The following is a 15,369-nucleotide window of genomic DNA, read 5'->3' as shown; positions in this document are numbered from 1 at the left end:
TTTTATTCTTCTTTAATTATACAGTTATCTTTTTCCCGCTTTAAAGTTAAATCCTGCAACAAAGCCAAAAAAAGACCGGGGATTAACCCCGGTCTAAACAGGTTGAACGTAATCGCAAATGTCCTGGCTTATCAGCTTAGCTACAAGCTCATTATTTCTTAAAAGATTTATAAAAAGTTGCTTTTGCTTCTCGTGGGCAGTGCTTTTCGTCAAAACAAAGGATAAAGGCCTTCTAATCGGTGCTTCCAGTATACTTAGTTTCTTAAACATTTTCAAATCACAATCCCGCCGCACTGTCAGCTCGGAAATTATGGTTACACCTAAGCCTGCTGCTACAACTTCCTTGATAGCCTGCGTACTGCTAAATTCCATGGTAACGTTTAAGTCATTAAGATCAAGCCCCAGTTCCTTTAAGGCTATTTCCAGCACCTTTCTCGTTCCCGAACCTTCTTCCCGTAAAATTATCCGTTCTTTCAACAATTCCGCTACCGGCAGTCTTTCTTTACTGCCCCAGATATGATGATAAGGCACTACAACTACCAACTCGTCTTCCCAAAATTTTTCTACTTTAAGCTCCTCATCGTCAATTGGTCCCTCAATGAGTCCAATATCAATAGTTTTTTCCACCAATTCATGATAAATGGTATCGGTATTGGCAATCTTCACCCGCATTTCAATCTCAGGATACAGTTTATAAAAATACGCTAAAAGCTTGGGTAGGACATATTCCCCAATAGTCAGCGTAGCCCCAATGTAAAGTTTTCCTTTACTTTCTCCCCCGGCATCTCGAGCCAACTCGTATGCTTCGTGAATTTTATCAATAATATCCTGAACTTTCTGGTAAAAAATCTCTCCAGCTTTTGTAAGACGTACTCCTTTATTCGACCGCTCAAACAGCTTTACTCCTACTTCATTTTCCAGGGATTGAATTTGCAGACTAATTGCCGGCTGACTCATGTGCAATCTTTTCGCCGCCGTGGAAATATTTTTGGTTTCAGCTACCACTTTAAAAATTACAAGCTGCGAGTGAAGCATTAAAACCCCCACCTTTTACCCGAAAGTTTTTAGCTGCGTTAACAAAATTCTCGGACCATTTGGGGTATGTTAACACGTGAAAATGGGTGTAAGCAGCAAACACATTTTTATAGCAAAAGCCATCCTGACCTTTAGTGATCCCCTGCCCTTTATGAAGCTTAAGACCAAAGGTTAATTCCTCAGTTAAATTTAGCCTGGAATAATGAAACTCATGTCCTTTTAGGCAATATCCTACCGGAAAATACGGATTTTCCCTGACAATTTCCCCTTCGGTATAACCATGCCCCTGGGGCTTAGGGGTCATCTGGCATTCCGCCGGAATTACGCCGGCCATATAATATTCGCTCCCGTTATACTTAATTTTATCGCATAAATACATAAGACCGCCGCACTCGGCATAAATCGGCATCCCCAGTTGCGCATATTTTTTTACCTGAGTTAATAATTTCCGGTTCCGGGCAAGTTCTTCTAAATAAAGTTCCGGAAACCCGCCTCCAATATATAACCCACCTAACTCCTCGGGTAACTCATCATAAAAAGGATTTATAAAAACTATTTCAGCCCCTGCTTTCTCCAGCATCTCTAAATTTTCAGGATAATAAAAGCAAAACGCTTCATTTTTAAAAACCCCAATTTTTACTTCGCCTCTTCCCAATGGCTTTGGCCCTACTGTTACAATGTTTTTACTGGCTAAACTAATAATCGGCTCTAAATCAATATGCTCCTCTACCATCCGGGAAAGATAATCTAACAGGTCATTAGAGGCCTTAACTTCTCCAGAAGTGATAAGCCCAAGATGCCGTTCCATTATTGCCCCTTTTTCCCCAATTTTGGGCATATAACCTAAAATTCTAACCGGACAGTAACCGGCAAATACCTCTTCTAAAAGCTTAATCTGACGGCGGCTGCCCACTTTATTAAAAATTACGCCAAAAATTTTTAATTCCCGATCAAACTCCATCAACCCTTTTACCACCGCAGCCAAGGTTCTGGTGGTTCTGGTAGCATCTACCACCAGTAATACCGGTAAATTTAATAACTTTGCCAGCTCTGCGGTGCTATTTGTTCCCAGGGCATCAACACCATCAAAAATCCCCATATTTCCTTCCACAACCGAAAGCATAGCAGTTTTTGCATAATACCTGTAATGGTTAACCACTTCCTCCCGGCTGTGTAAAAAAAGGTCCAGATTTCGGCTCTGCTCTCCTGCAGCCAAAGTATGCCAGCCCGGGTCAATATAGTCCGGACCTTTTTTAAACGGCTGAACCTTAATTCCTCTCCGCGAAAGGGCCCGTAAAATTCCCAGGGTCAAAGTGGTTTTTCCGCTTCTTCCACTTGCCGCTGCTACAACTATACCATTTGGCTTCATTTTTTCTCCCATCCTTTAAAAAGGGTAAATGAGGGCCGCATATTAGCAGCCCTCACTTTTTAGAGTTTGCTCCAGTAATCGCCCAAAATGTGCACTGAGAAAGTATAGCCCAGTAAAACGTTAACAATAACACCTATGACAAATGCCGCCAGTGGTTTCCAACCAAAAGACGATAATTCTCTAAACCTCGTAGTAAAGCCAATACTTAAGAAGCAAAATACAAAGGCCCAAGTACGTAAAGTTTTTATAGGATTAATAACCAAGGGTGTCAATACTTCTTTCGACACTTGAGGAGTTAAACTCGCATCAACAATACTAATTATGATAGTTGCAATAAAGAATCCAATAACAAATTTGGGGAATCGTATCCACACTTCTTTCGCCGAAACAGAAGCACCCTCAGCACGCTTTTCCCATTTGGTTGCTGCCACCACAGCTAAAATTAAGCACCAGATCCCAATCCAAATGTCACGGCCAATTACCTTCATTAGTGTAAAGGCTTTAATGGCAACTTCATCACCAATCGCTGAAGCCGCAGCAAGGCCAGCAGCATCGGCAAATTCGGAAGAACCTATCCATGCCCCGGCCTGCCCTGGCGGGAGTCCTAAAGCCTTACAAACAAACGGAAGAAGGAAGATCATAATCACAGCAAAAATAGTTACCAGAGCAATAGAAATGGAAACATGTTCTTTTTTGGCATTAACAGCACCACCTACAGCAATTGAAGCAGAAACTCCACAAATCGAACCACCGGCACCCAAGGTTGCCCCAAAAGGTTTTTCCAAACCAAAAAGGCGAGTTGCAGCAAAGAAAATAGTCAACCAGGTAGTTACCGATATAATAGTTGCCTGTAAAAGAGCAATGGGACCAGCTTTAACAATTAAGGTAAAGGGTAAAGTTGCACCAAGTAATACAATACCGGTTTTAATGTAAAACTCGGTTCTAAAGCTAGTATCAAGCCATTTTGGAAGTTTAAATACATTACTGACTATTAAACCCAATAAAAGTGCCAACAGCGGAGGTTCAAGATTATATTGCTGAGCAACTGTAGACGAACCAAGCACCAACACTATAACCGTAAGCAAGTAAATAATTGTGAAACCTTTAATAAACTCGCCGACATTAAATCCCATAAACTTAATACTTATGCTAAATAGTACAAGGAACATTAAATAAAGATACACATAAATCAAACCGTTTTCAGCAAAGTGTTTAGTTACTTCCGAAAACGATTTCCATTTAGGTGGCGCTACAGCAATTGGCTTAATTGAAAGCCCCATTTTGTACAAAATTAGCGCCACCAAAACAATACCAATTCCAAGGTAAACTGCCCACCAGTCTTCCTTTTTAAGGAATTCAGAACCTTGCTTGTCGCTCATCAATGACCTCCCCCTTTTCGTCATAAATTTTTCTTATAGGCTTATTGTCTGAATCCCTTGACTCTCGCGCCTTCAACCCCCCTCCTTTCTTGTTGTTTGTGGTTACTTTCACATTTTAAGATTTTTTATAAAGCATTAGGGAAACCCTAATGCTTTATAACGCCCCTTTTACCAAACTCAAATCCAAAGAAGTAACGGCTGAAGAAGAAGTAGATAAAATGGGTAATTTTACTAAAGGGCAGGTAGAAAAACATTAACCCTGTTACGAAATAAAACCAGTTTTGCCCCTGGAAATTTAAAACATAGCCGAAGGCTCCAGCAATAAATAACGTTACCAGTAAAACCGAAAGATAATCATCGGGGGTATTTAACTTCTGCATTTCCGATTTCGTCAACCGCTCAAAAATCCCAACAATGCCAGCCAATAGACCCGCTCCGGTCAGCACTACCAATATATCCCTGACAAGACCGGCAAACTCTACTTCAAATACAGATAGGATAAGGGTGACAAAGGAAGCAAAGATTCCAAGATGAAAGATTACCCCCCGCAAATAAGATATAGCATGTTTGCGGGTACTTTCTTTGGCCCAGGGAGCCATTCCTAAGGTATATGCGTATAAAACTCCATAGGAACTATCCCCCCGGGGACGGGCTAAATCCCGGGGGGGATTGGCCTTTAAAAGCCCGGCCATTTTAACAATAATGCCCGCTACCGTTACAAAAAACGCCACCAGCAAAAAAGTTTTCATTTACACGCACCCCGTAGGTTTAGGCAGACCAGCAATTTTGCAAGCCCCTTTGGCAGGACCGGATGGGAACAGTTCGTAAATCTCTTTCAAGCTAAACCCGGTATCTTTGCAAAGCTTTCTGATCATCGGAGCGATTTGGTACTGAAGATAATAGTTGCGGATGTAGTTAACCACTTTCCAGTGAGCTTCGGTAAGCTCCGTAACCCCCTCGGTCTTCGCTAAAGCCTTAGCTATCTCCTCATTCCAAATTGAAGGGTCTTCAATGAAACCATCCTCATCCACATTTAAAACCAACCCATCAATTTCAATTTGCGGCATATTTACCTACCTCCTTAAAAAATTTTTTTATAAGATAATAGCTTTTCCAACCAAATCCATAAGCCCGGACATTTCCACAGGCAGATTATAGTACTCAAAAACCAATGGCAATTGAGCTTTGCAGATGGAACAGGGAGCCACTACATAGTCCGCTCCGGTCTTTTTTACCTGCTCGGCCTTGACTTTCCCAAGCTTCATCCGGGTTTCCATAATTTCTTCCATCAATAGCCCCGACCCAGCACCGCAGCAGAAATTTTCCTCCCGGTTAGGAGTCATTTCTACAAAATTTTTAACTACATGGCGCAGAATAAAGCGCGGTTCTTCAATAATATCCCCTGCTCGGGCTAAATTACAGGGGTCATGGTAAGTGTAAACTATATCGCCATTTCTCTCCGGATCAACTTTTATTATTCCTTTAGCAATTAAGTACGCCGCTTCTTCGTGAATATGGCGAATTTCCACATCAACGGGACCGTTTAGCCCATCGGTATACATCCGGGCTGCCCGCCAGCCATGACCACATTCACCCTGAACAATCTTTTTAGCTTTCAATTTTTTGGCACAATCTAAAAGCCGGCGATTGTGTTCTTTCATCACTTTTTCATCAAAGAAAAGGCCAAAGTTGGCAGCTTCAATTATTTCACTGGGAATGGTCCACTTAATACCGGCTGCATGATACATCTTGGCCACACCAATCATCGTGTTGGTATTGACGAAAAAGTCCGCTGAGGAAGGCACATACATGACATCCGCTTCTTCATCTACGGGTATGCGGATTTTTATACCCGTCTCTTCGTACATTTCTTCTTCAAGGAATTCGCAGCTATCTAACAGGGCCGGTTTGGTAATCCCCATGTTGTTGCCGGTATTGGCCATATTTTTGACAATACCGACAGTAAATCGTGGCACCATCCCGAGCTCTGCTAATATTTGCCTGACCATGATGGTAACTTCGGCCGTATCGATTCCAAAGGGGCAAACTAAAGCACACCGCCGGCACTGGTTGCACTGGTAAAAATAAGTAAACCATTTTTCCAAAAGTTCGGCACTTATTCCAATGCCTCCGGCCACTTTCCCTAAAACCCCTGATAGTGGCATTACTTCCTGCTTATAAACACTTCGGACTAAATCGGCTCGTTTGGTCGGTATATTATAAGGGTCTTCAGTTCCCAGGTACGAGTGGCAGGCATTTATACAAGCACCGCATTTGGTGCAGCATTCCATAGCGAGTTTAAACATTCGACTTTCGGCGGCTTTTTCGCGAATTAAGGCCACCGCTTTGCGCACTTTTTCCTCATCGTCCAAAATGCGATATGGCAGCGGGGCGAGGTCTTTTGCTTTCTGCGGGGCATTCATTATATGCTTCCCCCTTTCTAAAGCCTTAAAAGCTTTGCCTTGCCATCACCGGTTAACGTAATTGCTTTATTTATTAACCCGCCCGCTAAGTGCAAAAGTTTAGAAAACGGAAGGTACATCAATAAGATTTGTCCAAAGAAATAATGAAGGACAAAAGCATCAGGAAGCTCATAGTTAATTGGCCTTAAACTAAATAAATCCGCAAAATATTTCTTCACGGTAGAAAGTTCTACCGGTGCCAAAGTCCGCATCGCATTTCCGGTGGTGACAATTACCAAAATTAAAAGTAAATCAATGTAATCCCAGGGGTCGGAAACCTGTTTAATCTGGCCGGAGAGCCGCCTTAAAAGAAGGGCTAATGCACCCAAAAAGGCCAGAGTACCTGCCAGCATCCCAAAAGCAAAGGACAGCTTTTCGCTCTGTTCCGGAGTTGCACCAAACAGCGTAAACTGGTGCCCGGCAAAGGCTATTCCGGCTATATGCCCGATAACTATCAAGAATATCCCCAGGTGAAATCCGTAAGACATCACCCAAAGCGGGCGCTCAAACCGATACAGGGTTTTAAAGAATAGGATTTCTTTCAGAATTTCACCACCGGGCGTATCGGGTACCGGAAAAAGGTTTAATTGATACTTCACTTTTGAGGCATACCAACCTCTTATCCGGTAGATAAGCCCAAACACCAGTATTAAAAATGTTAGATAAGGAAATACGCCAACAACAAAATGTTTCAAGGGTTCTTCCCCCTATTATAGTTCTTGAATGGTAACGGCCCCGGTTGGGCAGGAAGTAGTACAGGTTTCACAACCCATACACTCCGAGGGATCCGAAACTAATTCCACCTTATCACCCTTTAATTCAAACAATCTTGCCGGACAAGCTTCGGCACAGGTACCGCAACCGGTGCATTTATCCAGATCCAAATTAACCATGTACATCGCTTTCACTCCCTTTATAGTTATTTTTAGTTATTTTTTTCTTCCCCGGGCAACACCAAAGCATTAGCAACGATTTCCGATAAAGCAGTGATATTCGCGGGTATTTTATAATGCTTTTTAAGGTCTTGAAGCTGTACCAAACAGTTGTGGCATGGTGCCACTACTTCTTTAGCTTCGGTAGCCATTATTTGGTCTGCCTTTGGTTTACCCGCCGCTATCCTGGATTTAGCATAATCGGTCATGGCCAGCATCCCACCGCCACCACCGCAGCAAAGGTTTTCAACACCTGAAGGGCTCATTTCTCTAAAATCACTTACAGCCATCGCCAGGATTTCTCTTGGCTCTTTATAAATGCCGCCGTTTCTGGCTAAATTACACGGGTCATGGTAGGTCACCGGCTTGTTATTACGCGAAGGGTCAAGTTTTATGCGGCCGGACGTAACGTATTCATGGATTAATTCCACCACATGCCTTACTTCAAAGGGGAATTTTTCACCCAGCCAGTTTTCAGCTTCCCAGCGCATGGCCCTAAAGCCATGCCCACATTCGGTCATCGCCAGCACTTTCACCCCGAGCTCTACAGTGGCATCCCTTAACCTTTGGGCATGAAGTCTTGCCAAGTCGTCTTCCCCGGAAAATAATGCTAAATTGGTTGCATCAAACATTTTGCTGGAAACGGTCCAATCCTCGCCGGCAGCATAGAAAATTTTTGCCAGAGCAATAAAGGAAAGAGGATAAACCTTAACTTCCAGGGGTATCGTCATGTACAACACCCGGGCACCTTTTTTATCCACCGGGATTTTTGCTTTGGAGTCCCCAACTTCGTCCTGAAGTTGTTCTTCCAGCCACTCTATCGTTTCTAAAAACTCCTCCCGGGTAACCCCCATGTTATTCCCCGATTCAATGGTTAAATCCACTCCAGCCTTTAAACTGGCAGGAACCATGTTAATTGCTGCCAGCATGGCCCGGGCCGTTCTGACAATTAACCCGGTATCTATACCCATGGGACAGTTAATGGTACACCGCCGGCACATGGTACAGCTACCAAAGGCAATATCCTTTAACTCCCGGGCGTACTCCTCATCAAAATCCCGAGCTCCTACCAGGCCGGGAAACAATTTTCCCGTCGGCGTAAAATACCTCCGGTAGATTTTTCTAAGTTTTTCCGCTTTATAAGCCGGCGTATGAACGGGATCCTGGGTAGCCCTATAGTAGTGGCAACTATCCTTGCAGATGCCACAGTGAGCACACACTTCCAGGCTGGCAATTAATTTTTTATTTAATCTGCTTTTAAGAAACTCCACCGCTTTTTGGGTACTCATCGCTTTACCCCTTTAATCTCGAGCATTTTTTTCTTTTTTCAATTTAACCGTAACACTTACTGCTTTCTGTGTAAAATTCGCGTTTTTTATTTCACTATTTGCAATTTAAATTGCTGCTTCTAATATCTTTTCTAAAATGCCATCAACTCCAGGCCGTTTAGCCTCAAGAATCTCAAAGTTACCATATCTTTTAATCTCCGCCGTTGTGCTTAGCCCCATCGAAACCATTTTTATTTCCGCTAACCTCTCTCGCTTTTCGTCCGTTAAGCTTTCAAAAAAATTGTTCACTGCTGCCGGGCTTACAAAGGTAATAAAATCAATTTTCCGACCATCAATTAACTCAAAAAGATGGTCTGCCTCAACCTTTGCCCTGACAGCCTTGTACACCGGTAGGTACTTTACCGGTAAACGCTCCTCACGGAGTTTTAATTCTAAAATTGTAGCCTTTTCGCTTTTGGGAAAGAGAATTTTTTCCCCATCTTGAAGGCGCCCGGCAATGAATTTTACCACTTCACGGGGCAAAAACCGGTCAGTTTTATGGGCTACATTTATCCCTGAATTTTCCAAAGCTTTCTTAGTTTTTTCTCCGATAGCAATTATTTCGGGCAAAGCATCTATTGATAGCTCCAAACACTTTAAACGGTTCAAAAAAAACTCTACACCGTTCGGACTTGTAAATAAGATATACTTGTATTCATTAAGCCTCTGGAGTTCCCGGTCTACTTCCCGGTAGCTCTCGGGTTTTAAATATTCCACCTGGGGCAAATGCCAAACTTCAGCTCCAAGTTCTTTTAACCGGCAAGCCAAAAGTTTACCGGAGTTACTGCTTTGAGTAACCAGTATGCGCTTGCCCATTAGCCTTTTCGTTTCAAACCAGTTAAGCTGCTCCCGGAGCTTAACCGTCTCCCCCACCACAATAATTACCGGATGCTTTAAGTCGGCCTTTCTTACCTTTTCCTCAATATCCTGAAGACACCCGGTTACCGTCCTTTGTTCCGCTCGGGTCCCAAGCCTGATTACGGCAACAGGGGTTTGGGGCGGGCGGCCATACTTCAGCAAATTGGCTACAATTTGCGGCAGATTTTTCCTCCCCATTAAAAAGACCAATGTATCCGCAGCTAAAGCTACTTTTTCCCAGTTAATTTGACTTTCTTTTTTGGTCGGGTCCTCGTTACCGGTTATTACGCAAAAGGAAGCCGCTACTTCCCGGTGGGTTACCGGAATCCCTGCATACGCCGGAACGGCAATAGCCGAAGTTATTCCCGGAACCACCTCAAAAGGAATCCCGTGCCGGGTAAGCTCTAATGCTTCTTCGCCACCACGCCCGAAAACGAAGGGATCTCCCCCTTTTAACCTCACCACCGTTTTCCCTGCTAACGCTTTTTCCACCAAAAGCTTGTTAATCTCTTCCTGCAAATACTCGTGACGTTCAGGAGCTTTTCCGGCATAGATAAGTTCGGCATCTTTTCGGGCATAGGTTAAGAGTACCGGGTTTACCAAGCGGTCGTAAACTATCACATCCGCTTTTTTGATTAGATTTAAACCTTTAACGGTAATCAAATCCGGATCTCCCGGGCCGGCACCCACGAGGTACACAAAACCAGGCATAGACTTCATCCTTTGCTTAATTTCTTAGGGCCGCCCAGGGCGGGCGGCCCAGGGCAGGGGAGAAAAGGGGAGTAATGTTATGTTTTTAGCTTGATATAAGAAGTCCCAAGATAAAGAAACTCAATTTTATCTTCCTTGGCCAATTCGGTAACTGCTTTATCTACTTCTCCTTTGGAAACACCTAAAGCTTGAGCCACTTCTTTGTTTTTGGCCTTATCGACCGTTTTTAAGTAATCAATGATTTTTTGTTTTAGCTCTTCCACCCTACCGACCCCCTTACCAGTTAAACTGAGTAGTGGTTCTAAAGGTGGTCGGCGCAAAGATAAAGTCATCGATATGTTTTTCCGTAAATGGAAGACCCGTCAGTTTAAAGAACCGCTCCCAGCCAATCCGCTCAATCCATTCGCCATATCTTTCACCCGGCAGAGCATTTTCAGCATATACTTCTAGAAGGTGCTTTACTGCCTCCACCGTCTCCGTCCACCGGGGCGGATTGTTGGGAAGATACGGTATTGCCAGCCGGGAAAACTTAGGAGCGGTCCGGGCGTTGGAAACCTTACCGCCCACAAAGATGGCTACCCCGTCGTTTTCCGGATCGGCAATTGGCATGGCCGGACAAACGGTATAGCAGTTGCCGCAGTACATACACTTATCCGGATTCACTTCCACCGATTTTAGCTTGGGATTTGGCTTAATGGCACCGGTCGGACAGCTCTGAATAACCGAGGGAATCTCACAAACCTTATGCAGCTTTTCGTGATCGATTCTCGGCGGTTTGCGGTGAATACCAACGATAGCAATATCCGAACAGTGCACGGCCCCGCACATATTAAGACAGCAGGCCACAGCAATCCGGACCATGTTGGGAAGCTTGTTTTCCACAAAGTAATCGTAAAGCCCATCCATTAAACTTTTTACCAGGCCGGAAGCGTCGGTAGCCGCAGAATGACAGTGCACCCAGCCCTGAGTATGCACAATGTTAGAAACCGAGTGTCCGGTACCTCCTACCGGCAAGCCTCTTCGGGCAAGCTCCTCCAAAAGCGGCTCCACCATTTCCTTATCATCCAGTAAAAACTCAATATTATGGCGACTGGTAAAGCGCAAATGCCCTTTGCTGTATTTATCGGCAATTTCGCAAATTTCCCGGATAAAATCAATGCTGGCAAGTCTTGGCGACCCTACCCGAACGGTATACAGCTCGGCCCCGGTTTCCGAAACATGCTTTAAAACCCCGGGACGAATTTGTTCGTGGTACAGCCACTTGCCATAATTTTCTTTAATAATATCAGGAATAAGCGTACTGTAATGGGGAGGCCCAAAATCGGTTTTGGCCATTTTACTTCACCTCCTCTGGGTACCAGAAGTAGTAGGGGTTAGCACGAGGAGCTGTAACCATTTGCGGCACCGGTTTAATTCCGGTATCCCGTAAGAACTTCGGCATACCCAGACGGTAAATGGTTTCGCCAATCCGCTCCCGGGTCTTGCCGTTTTCATCCCACCAATCGGTAATGGTCCGGATAAAATCCTTAAGTTCGGTATAAGGCGGTTTCATTTCCATAAACGGTATGATAACCCAGGACATAAATGCCGATTTTACAATCGGAGCCTTGGCACCTATGAGTAATGTGGCACCGCCTTCTTTGCCAACCCTTAATGCCCGGGGCATTTCGTTAATACAATGCATGCAGCGGGTGCAGGACTCATTATCAATAACAATTTGTCGGGTCTCGGGGTTGTACTTCACCGCTTTTTTCGGGCATTTTTCCACGACCATTCCCTGAATGTCAAAACCGGCCTCGGCATATGCTTTTACTTCCTCCTGATTTACCCGGATTTCATCCCTCCAGGTACCAATTACCGAGAGATCAGCCCGGGCAATAGAAGCTACGCAATCGTTGGGGCAACCGGCAATCTTGATCTTAAACTTATAGGGCCACATCGGCCGGTGAAGCTCATTTTGAAACTCCATGGTAATCTCATGGCAAACATCCAGGGTATCGAAGCAAGCAAACTCGCAACGGGCCGGACCAACGCAACAGCTCGGCGTTCTTAGGTCCGAACCGGAACCTCCCAGGTCAAAGCCGGCTTCTGCCAGTTCATCAAAGCAAGCCTGCAGTTTATCAGTGTCGGTACCCAGGAGAATTGCATCACCGGTCGAACCATGGAAGTTAGTTAAACCGCTGCCATATTTTTCCCAGATATCGCAAAGTTTCCGCAATGCTTCGGTAGTGTAAAACCAACCGGCTGGCTGGTTTACCCGAATAGTGTGAAATTCCGCTGCATCGGGAAACTGCTCCGGAACATCGGAGTAACGGCCAATAACTCCGCCACCGTAACCTTTTACCCCCACAATTCCGCCGTGTTTCCAGTGAACTTTCTTTTCCCGATAAGAAAGCTCAAGCTGTCCTAACAGCGCTTCGGCTTTTTTGTTTTTGGCCGCAGCTTTTTTAATTTCCTTGACAAAGCTGGGCCAACGCCCCTCCTCTAACTGGTCCAAAAGAGGAGTCTTTTTTTCCTCGTTGGCCATTAATTCGGCACCTCCTGCTTGTGATAATATTCTCATGTGTTCTCTACTAAAATCATAATTTTTCTAACATTTTCGGTCAATTAGGTTTATTATTTGATAAACTTATGGCGTTATTTTAATTTATTAATTTTTGCTCTATTTTTCTCTTTAAATCCCCTTCCACATTTCAAAATCATCCCTAAACATCCCGGTTTTTCCCGCTTTTATTTGTGATATTGGTAACTATCTATAAAAAAAATAAATACCGTTATTTGTGATATTTATAATTTTAGGGACAGTCCCTAAAGTTATCCTTAAAGTATAGTAAAAGGGACTGTCCCCAAATTACTACTTCCGACCTAATTCTTCTTCTCTTAATTGCCGCCGCAGAATCTTACCTACAGCAGTCTTGGGAAGTTCCTCTCTAAATTCAACTTTCTTCGGCACTTTATAAGCCGCAAGTCTTTCCTTACAAAAAGCTATTATCTCTTCAGCGGTAGCGGTCTCTCCATCCTTTAACACCACAAAAGCTTTTACCGTTTCTCCCCGGTATTCATCGGGAACGCCAACTACTACCGCTTCCTTAATTTTGGGATGCTCAAACAACACTTCTTCAACTTCCCGGGGATAAATGTTATAGCCGCTGGCAATAATCATATCTTTTTTCCGGTCAACGATATAAAAATATCCATCCTCATCCATACGGGCAATATCACCGGTGTAAAGCCAGCCGTCCTTTAACACCCGGGCCGTCTCCTCGGGCATATTCCAGTAACCTTTCATTACCTGCGGGCCTTTAACTGCCAGCTCTCCAATTTCACCAATCGGAAGTTCCCGTTCGTAATTTTCGGGGTCCACAATTTTAGCTTCGGTATCCGGGAAGGGAAGCCCAATAGACCCTACTTTTCTTTTACCCCCTAAAGGATTACAGTGGGTAACCGGCGATGCTTCGGACAATCCGTAGCCTTCGACCAGATGGCCGCCGGTAAGCTCCTCAAACTTTAAAGCAACCTCCACCGGAAGGGGAGCAGAACCGGATATGCACTCTTTAATGCTGTCTATCCCGTAGCTTCCGGCATTGGGATAATTGTTGATAGCAATATACATCGTTGGAACACCGGGGAAAACGGTCGGCCGGTATTTTTTAATGGTATTCATTACTTCATTTATTTCAAAGCGAGGTAAAAGCACCAGCGTTCCTGCATTTATAAGGGAAAAGTTCATGGCCACACTCATGCCGTAAGAGTGGAAAAAGGGTAAAACTCCTAACACTACTTCCTTGCCAAATTCACAGGAAGTCATCCAGGCCGTAACCTGCATGGGGTTTGCCAAGATGTTACGGTTGGTTAAAATTGCCCCTTTAGCAATTCCTGTGGTACCACCGGTATACTGCAATACCGCCGGGTCATTAAGATAGTCAATTGGGGGATACTCCACAGTATAACCTGCCGCCGATTTTACATAAGCTTCAAAATCCACCGCATCATCAGGAACATCATAAGGGCTAAAATCAAATAATATAATTTTTTCTAAATTCGTCTGGTTTTGCACTGCCTTTATCCGGGGGTAAAGGTTACGCATTGCCACAATAACTTTAGCCCCGGAATCGTTTAAAATGTGCAAAAGTTCCCTTTCCACGTACATCGGGTTTACCTGAACTAAAATAGCTCCAATTTTTTGAACCGCAAGATAAGTAATCACATACTGCGGGGTGTTGGGAGACATTAAAGCCACACGGTCACCCTTTTTCACTCCATCCCGGGCAAGAGCTGCTGCCAAAAGATCGGTGTAAAGCTTTAACTCCCCGTAAGTAATCTCTTTCTGGTAAAAAATTAGCGCTTTGTGATTCGGCATTTTAGCCGCAATTTCATCAACTATTTGGGCTATCGTCTTATCAGGGTAATTTAAAGAATGCGGTACCCCTTCTTCATAAGACTTAAGCCAGATAGGTTCTCCCATCCCTTTTCTCCTCCTTTTTACTTTTCTCTCTTTTTTTAATATTTCGAATTTTTGTATTGTTCGATAAATATTATAACGCATCCCCCTCCAATATTTAACCCATCAACTGAATGAACGCTCATTTTTTTATCGACATGAATCGACTTCTAAAATCCCAAAAAATAAAAAACCGGGAAATCTCCCGGTAATAACAATCACCTTTTCTCCCGTAAAACCATCGGCTTGCCGCAGCACGCAAACTGCCCTTTTCCACTCTCCAAAATTTTCACTTTATTCCCGCAAATCTAACATAAATACATCGTCTTATTTTACCACACTAAATAAGTGGCAATACCAATGGCCAAAAGTTCTTGTTTATCATTATACACCTCTACTTCACCAACTACCACCCTATTTCCCGTACTTACTCTCCGGGCACGAGCCACAATATCGCCGCCAAGGCCGGGTTTTAAGTAATTTACTTTCAGTTCAATAGTCGCCGTTTTTTGTCCCTCGGTCATTTGCGCCACCACCATTGCTCCTACCGCCGCATCAATAATTGAAGCAAAAACACCCCCATGTACCACTCCAAAAGTTTGAAAGTGATGCGGTTTTAAACTAATCTTTAATTCCGCTTCCTGGGGCGTTACCTTCACCGGTTCCATCCCCATAAAGCTCCAAAAAGTGTCGTCCCGCAAAAGTTTTAACAAATCCCCCTGCATTTTCCCCCTCTTTTCTCTATTTTTTTGCTAACCTAAAATTCGCCGCTGAACTTAATTCACCTTCTTGACTATTCCGATTTTTTTACTTATAATTAAATTGAAAATGATTTTCAATTTCAAGGAGGTTTT

General features: G+C 43.8%; 16 protein-coding genes. All 16 read right to left on the bottom strand.

Annotated features, from left to right (window positions below):
• Positions 1 to 93 precede the first annotated feature (93 nt).
• The 16 genes from CARFE_RS0102750 to CARFE_RS0102675 all read right to left on the bottom strand — a co-directional run bounded on the left by CARFE_RS0102750 (position 94) and on the right by CARFE_RS0102675 (position 15,240).
• On the bottom strand, positions 94 to 1,035 hold the full coding sequence (locus tag CARFE_RS0102750; protein WP_028051646.1) for a selenium metabolism-associated LysR family transcriptional regulator: 942 nt from the start codon (positions 1,033 to 1,035) through the stop codon (positions 94 to 96).
• Entirely contained in the window at positions 1,007 to 2,404 is a 1,398-nt protein-coding gene (locus CARFE_RS14050) for a cobyrinate a,c-diamide synthase (RefSeq protein WP_051250124.1), read from the bottom strand. The genes CARFE_RS0102750 and CARFE_RS14050 overlap by 29 nt, the downstream gene beginning before the upstream one ends.
• Positions 2,405 to 2,463: 59 nt before the next feature.
• Positions 2,464 to 3,783 carry a YeiH family protein gene (locus tag CARFE_RS0102740; RefSeq protein ID WP_028051645.1) on the bottom strand — a complete coding sequence of 440 codons (1,320 nt, stop codon included), beginning with the start codon at positions 3,781 to 3,783 and terminating at the stop codon, positions 2,464 to 2,466.
• Between the two features lie 146 nt (positions 3,784 to 3,929).
• Positions 3,930 to 4,532 carry a hypothetical protein gene (locus tag CARFE_RS0102735; protein ID WP_011345271.1) on the bottom strand — a complete coding sequence of 201 codons (603 nt, stop codon included), beginning with the start codon at positions 4,530 to 4,532 and terminating at the stop codon, positions 3,930 to 3,932.
• Positions 4,533 to 4,850, bottom strand: coding sequence for a TusE/DsrC/DsvC family sulfur relay protein (locus tag CARFE_RS0102730; RefSeq protein ID WP_011345272.1), 318 nt, complete (start codon positions 4,848 to 4,850; stop codon positions 4,533 to 4,535). It abuts the gene before it with no gap.
• 27 nt (positions 4,851 to 4,877) lie between these two features.
• A complete protein-coding gene (gene dsrK, locus CARFE_RS0102725) occupies positions 4,878 to 6,206 on the bottom strand; it encodes a sulfate reduction electron transfer complex DsrMKJOP subunit DsrK (protein ID WP_028051644.1) in 1,329 nt (442 codons plus the stop codon).
• A 17-nt stretch (positions 6,207 to 6,223) separates the two neighbouring features.
• Complete coding sequence (locus tag CARFE_RS0102720; RefSeq protein ID WP_028051643.1) at positions 6,224 to 6,940, bottom strand: respiratory nitrate reductase subunit gamma; 717 nt, start codon at positions 6,938 to 6,940, stop codon at positions 6,224 to 6,226.
• Positions 6,941 to 6,955: 15 nt separating this feature from the next.
• Positions 6,956 to 7,144 carry a 4Fe-4S binding protein gene (locus tag CARFE_RS0102715; protein WP_011345275.1) on the bottom strand — a complete coding sequence of 63 codons (189 nt, stop codon included), beginning with the start codon at positions 7,142 to 7,144 and terminating at the stop codon, positions 6,956 to 6,958.
• A 26-nt stretch (positions 7,145 to 7,170) separates the two neighbouring features.
• Positions 7,171 to 8,466 carry a (Fe-S)-binding protein gene (locus CARFE_RS0102710; RefSeq protein WP_028051642.1) on the bottom strand — a complete coding sequence of 432 codons (1,296 nt, stop codon included), beginning with the start codon at positions 8,464 to 8,466 and terminating at the stop codon, positions 7,171 to 7,173.
• Between the two features lie 105 nt (positions 8,467 to 8,571).
• Complete coding sequence (cobA, locus tag CARFE_RS0102705; protein ID WP_034541476.1) at positions 8,572 to 10,074, bottom strand: uroporphyrinogen-III C-methyltransferase; 1,503 nt, start codon at positions 10,072 to 10,074, stop codon at positions 8,572 to 8,574.
• A 77-nt stretch (positions 10,075 to 10,151) separates the two neighbouring features.
• The gene (locus CARFE_RS0102700; RefSeq protein ID WP_011345278.1) at positions 10,152 to 10,337 is read right to left on the bottom strand and encodes a helix-turn-helix domain-containing protein; all 186 of its coding nucleotides are present in this window, start codon (positions 10,335 to 10,337) and stop codon (positions 10,152 to 10,154) included.
• 13 nt (positions 10,338 to 10,350) lie between these two features.
• A complete protein-coding gene (dsrB, locus tag CARFE_RS0102695) occupies positions 10,351 to 11,409 on the bottom strand; it encodes a dissimilatory-type sulfite reductase subunit beta (RefSeq protein ID WP_028051640.1) in 1,059 nt (352 codons plus the stop codon).
• 1 nt (position 11,410) lies between these two features.
• Positions 11,411 to 12,601: a dissimilatory-type sulfite reductase subunit alpha gene (gene dsrA, locus CARFE_RS0102690; RefSeq protein WP_028051639.1), complete on the bottom strand. Its 1,191-nt coding sequence runs from the start codon at positions 12,599 to 12,601 to the stop codon at positions 11,411 to 11,413.
• Between the two features lie 327 nt (positions 12,602 to 12,928).
• A complete protein-coding gene (locus CARFE_RS0102685) occupies positions 12,929 to 14,539 on the bottom strand; it encodes a long-chain-fatty-acid--CoA ligase (protein WP_028051638.1) in 1,611 nt (536 codons plus the stop codon).
• A gap of 194 nt (positions 14,540 to 14,733) precedes the next feature.
• Positions 14,734 to 14,823, bottom strand: a complete 90-nt coding sequence (locus CARFE_RS16810; protein WP_084138721.1) for a desulfoferrodoxin FeS4 iron-binding domain-containing protein — start codon at positions 14,821 to 14,823, stop codon at positions 14,734 to 14,736.
• Positions 14,824 to 14,847: 24 nt separating this feature from the next.
• Complete coding sequence (locus tag CARFE_RS0102675) at positions 14,848 to 15,240, bottom strand: PaaI family thioesterase (RefSeq protein WP_011345283.1); 393 nt, start codon at positions 15,238 to 15,240, stop codon at positions 14,848 to 14,850.
• Between the last annotated feature and the right edge of the window lie 129 nt (positions 15,241 to 15,369).

The sequence above is a fragment of the Carboxydothermus ferrireducens DSM 11255 genome (assembly GCF_000427565.1).
Taxonomy (GTDB): Bacteria; Bacillota; Z-2901; order Carboxydothermales; family Carboxydothermaceae; genus Carboxydothermus; species Carboxydothermus hydrogenoformans.
The sequence above is the reverse complement of the archived record's forward strand: the minus strand, read 5'-3'. Positions and strand labels throughout refer to the sequence as shown.

What these genes read in the sequence shown, in the direction of transcription:
- CARFE_RS0102750 (WP_028051646.1), bottom strand. Translation starts at nt 1,035, where the DNA reads ATGCTTCACTCGCAGCTTGTAATTTTTAAAGTGGTAGCTGAAACCAAA.
- CARFE_RS14050 (WP_051250124.1), bottom strand. Translation starts at nt 2,404, where the DNA reads ATGAAGCCAAATGGTATAGTTGTAGCAGCGGCAAGTGGAAGAAGCGGA.
- CARFE_RS0102740 (WP_028051645.1), bottom strand. Translation starts at nt 3,783, where the DNA reads ATGAGCGACAAGCAAGGTTCTGAATTCCTTAAAAAGGAAGACTGGTGG.
- CARFE_RS0102735 (WP_011345271.1), bottom strand. Translation starts at nt 4,532, where the DNA reads ATGAAAACTTTTTTGCTGGTGGCGTTTTTTGTAACGGTAGCGGGCATT.
- CARFE_RS0102730 (WP_011345272.1), bottom strand. Translation starts at nt 4,850, where the DNA reads ATGCCGCAAATTGAAATTGATGGGTTGGTTTTAAATGTGGATGAGGAT.
- dsrK (WP_028051644.1), bottom strand. Translation starts at nt 6,206, where the DNA reads ATGAATGCCCCGCAGAAAGCAAAAGACCTCGCCCCGCTGCCATATCGC.
- CARFE_RS0102715 (WP_011345275.1), bottom strand. Translation starts at nt 7,144, where the DNA reads ATGTACATGGTTAATTTGGATCTGGATAAATGCACCGGTTGCGGTACC.
- CARFE_RS0102710 (WP_028051642.1), bottom strand. Translation starts at nt 8,466, where the DNA reads ATGAGTACCCAAAAAGCGGTGGAGTTTCTTAAAAGCAGATTAAATAAA.
- cobA (WP_034541476.1), bottom strand. Translation starts at nt 10,074, where the DNA reads ATGCCTGGTTTTGTGTACCTCGTGGGTGCCGGCCCGGGAGATCCGGAT.
- dsrB (WP_028051640.1), bottom strand. Translation starts at nt 11,409, where the DNA reads ATGGCCAAAACCGATTTTGGGCCTCCCCATTACAGTACGCTTATTCCT.
- dsrA (WP_028051639.1), bottom strand. Translation starts at nt 12,601, where the DNA reads ATGGCCAACGAGGAAAAAAAGACTCCTCTTTTGGACCAGTTAGAGGAG.
- CARFE_RS0102685 (WP_028051638.1), bottom strand. Translation starts at nt 14,539, where the DNA reads ATGGGAGAACCTATCTGGCTTAAGTCTTATGAAGAAGGGGTACCGCAT.
- CARFE_RS0102675 (WP_011345283.1), bottom strand. Translation starts at nt 15,240, where the DNA reads ATGCAGGGGGATTTGTTAAAACTTTTGCGGGACGACACTTTTTGGAGC.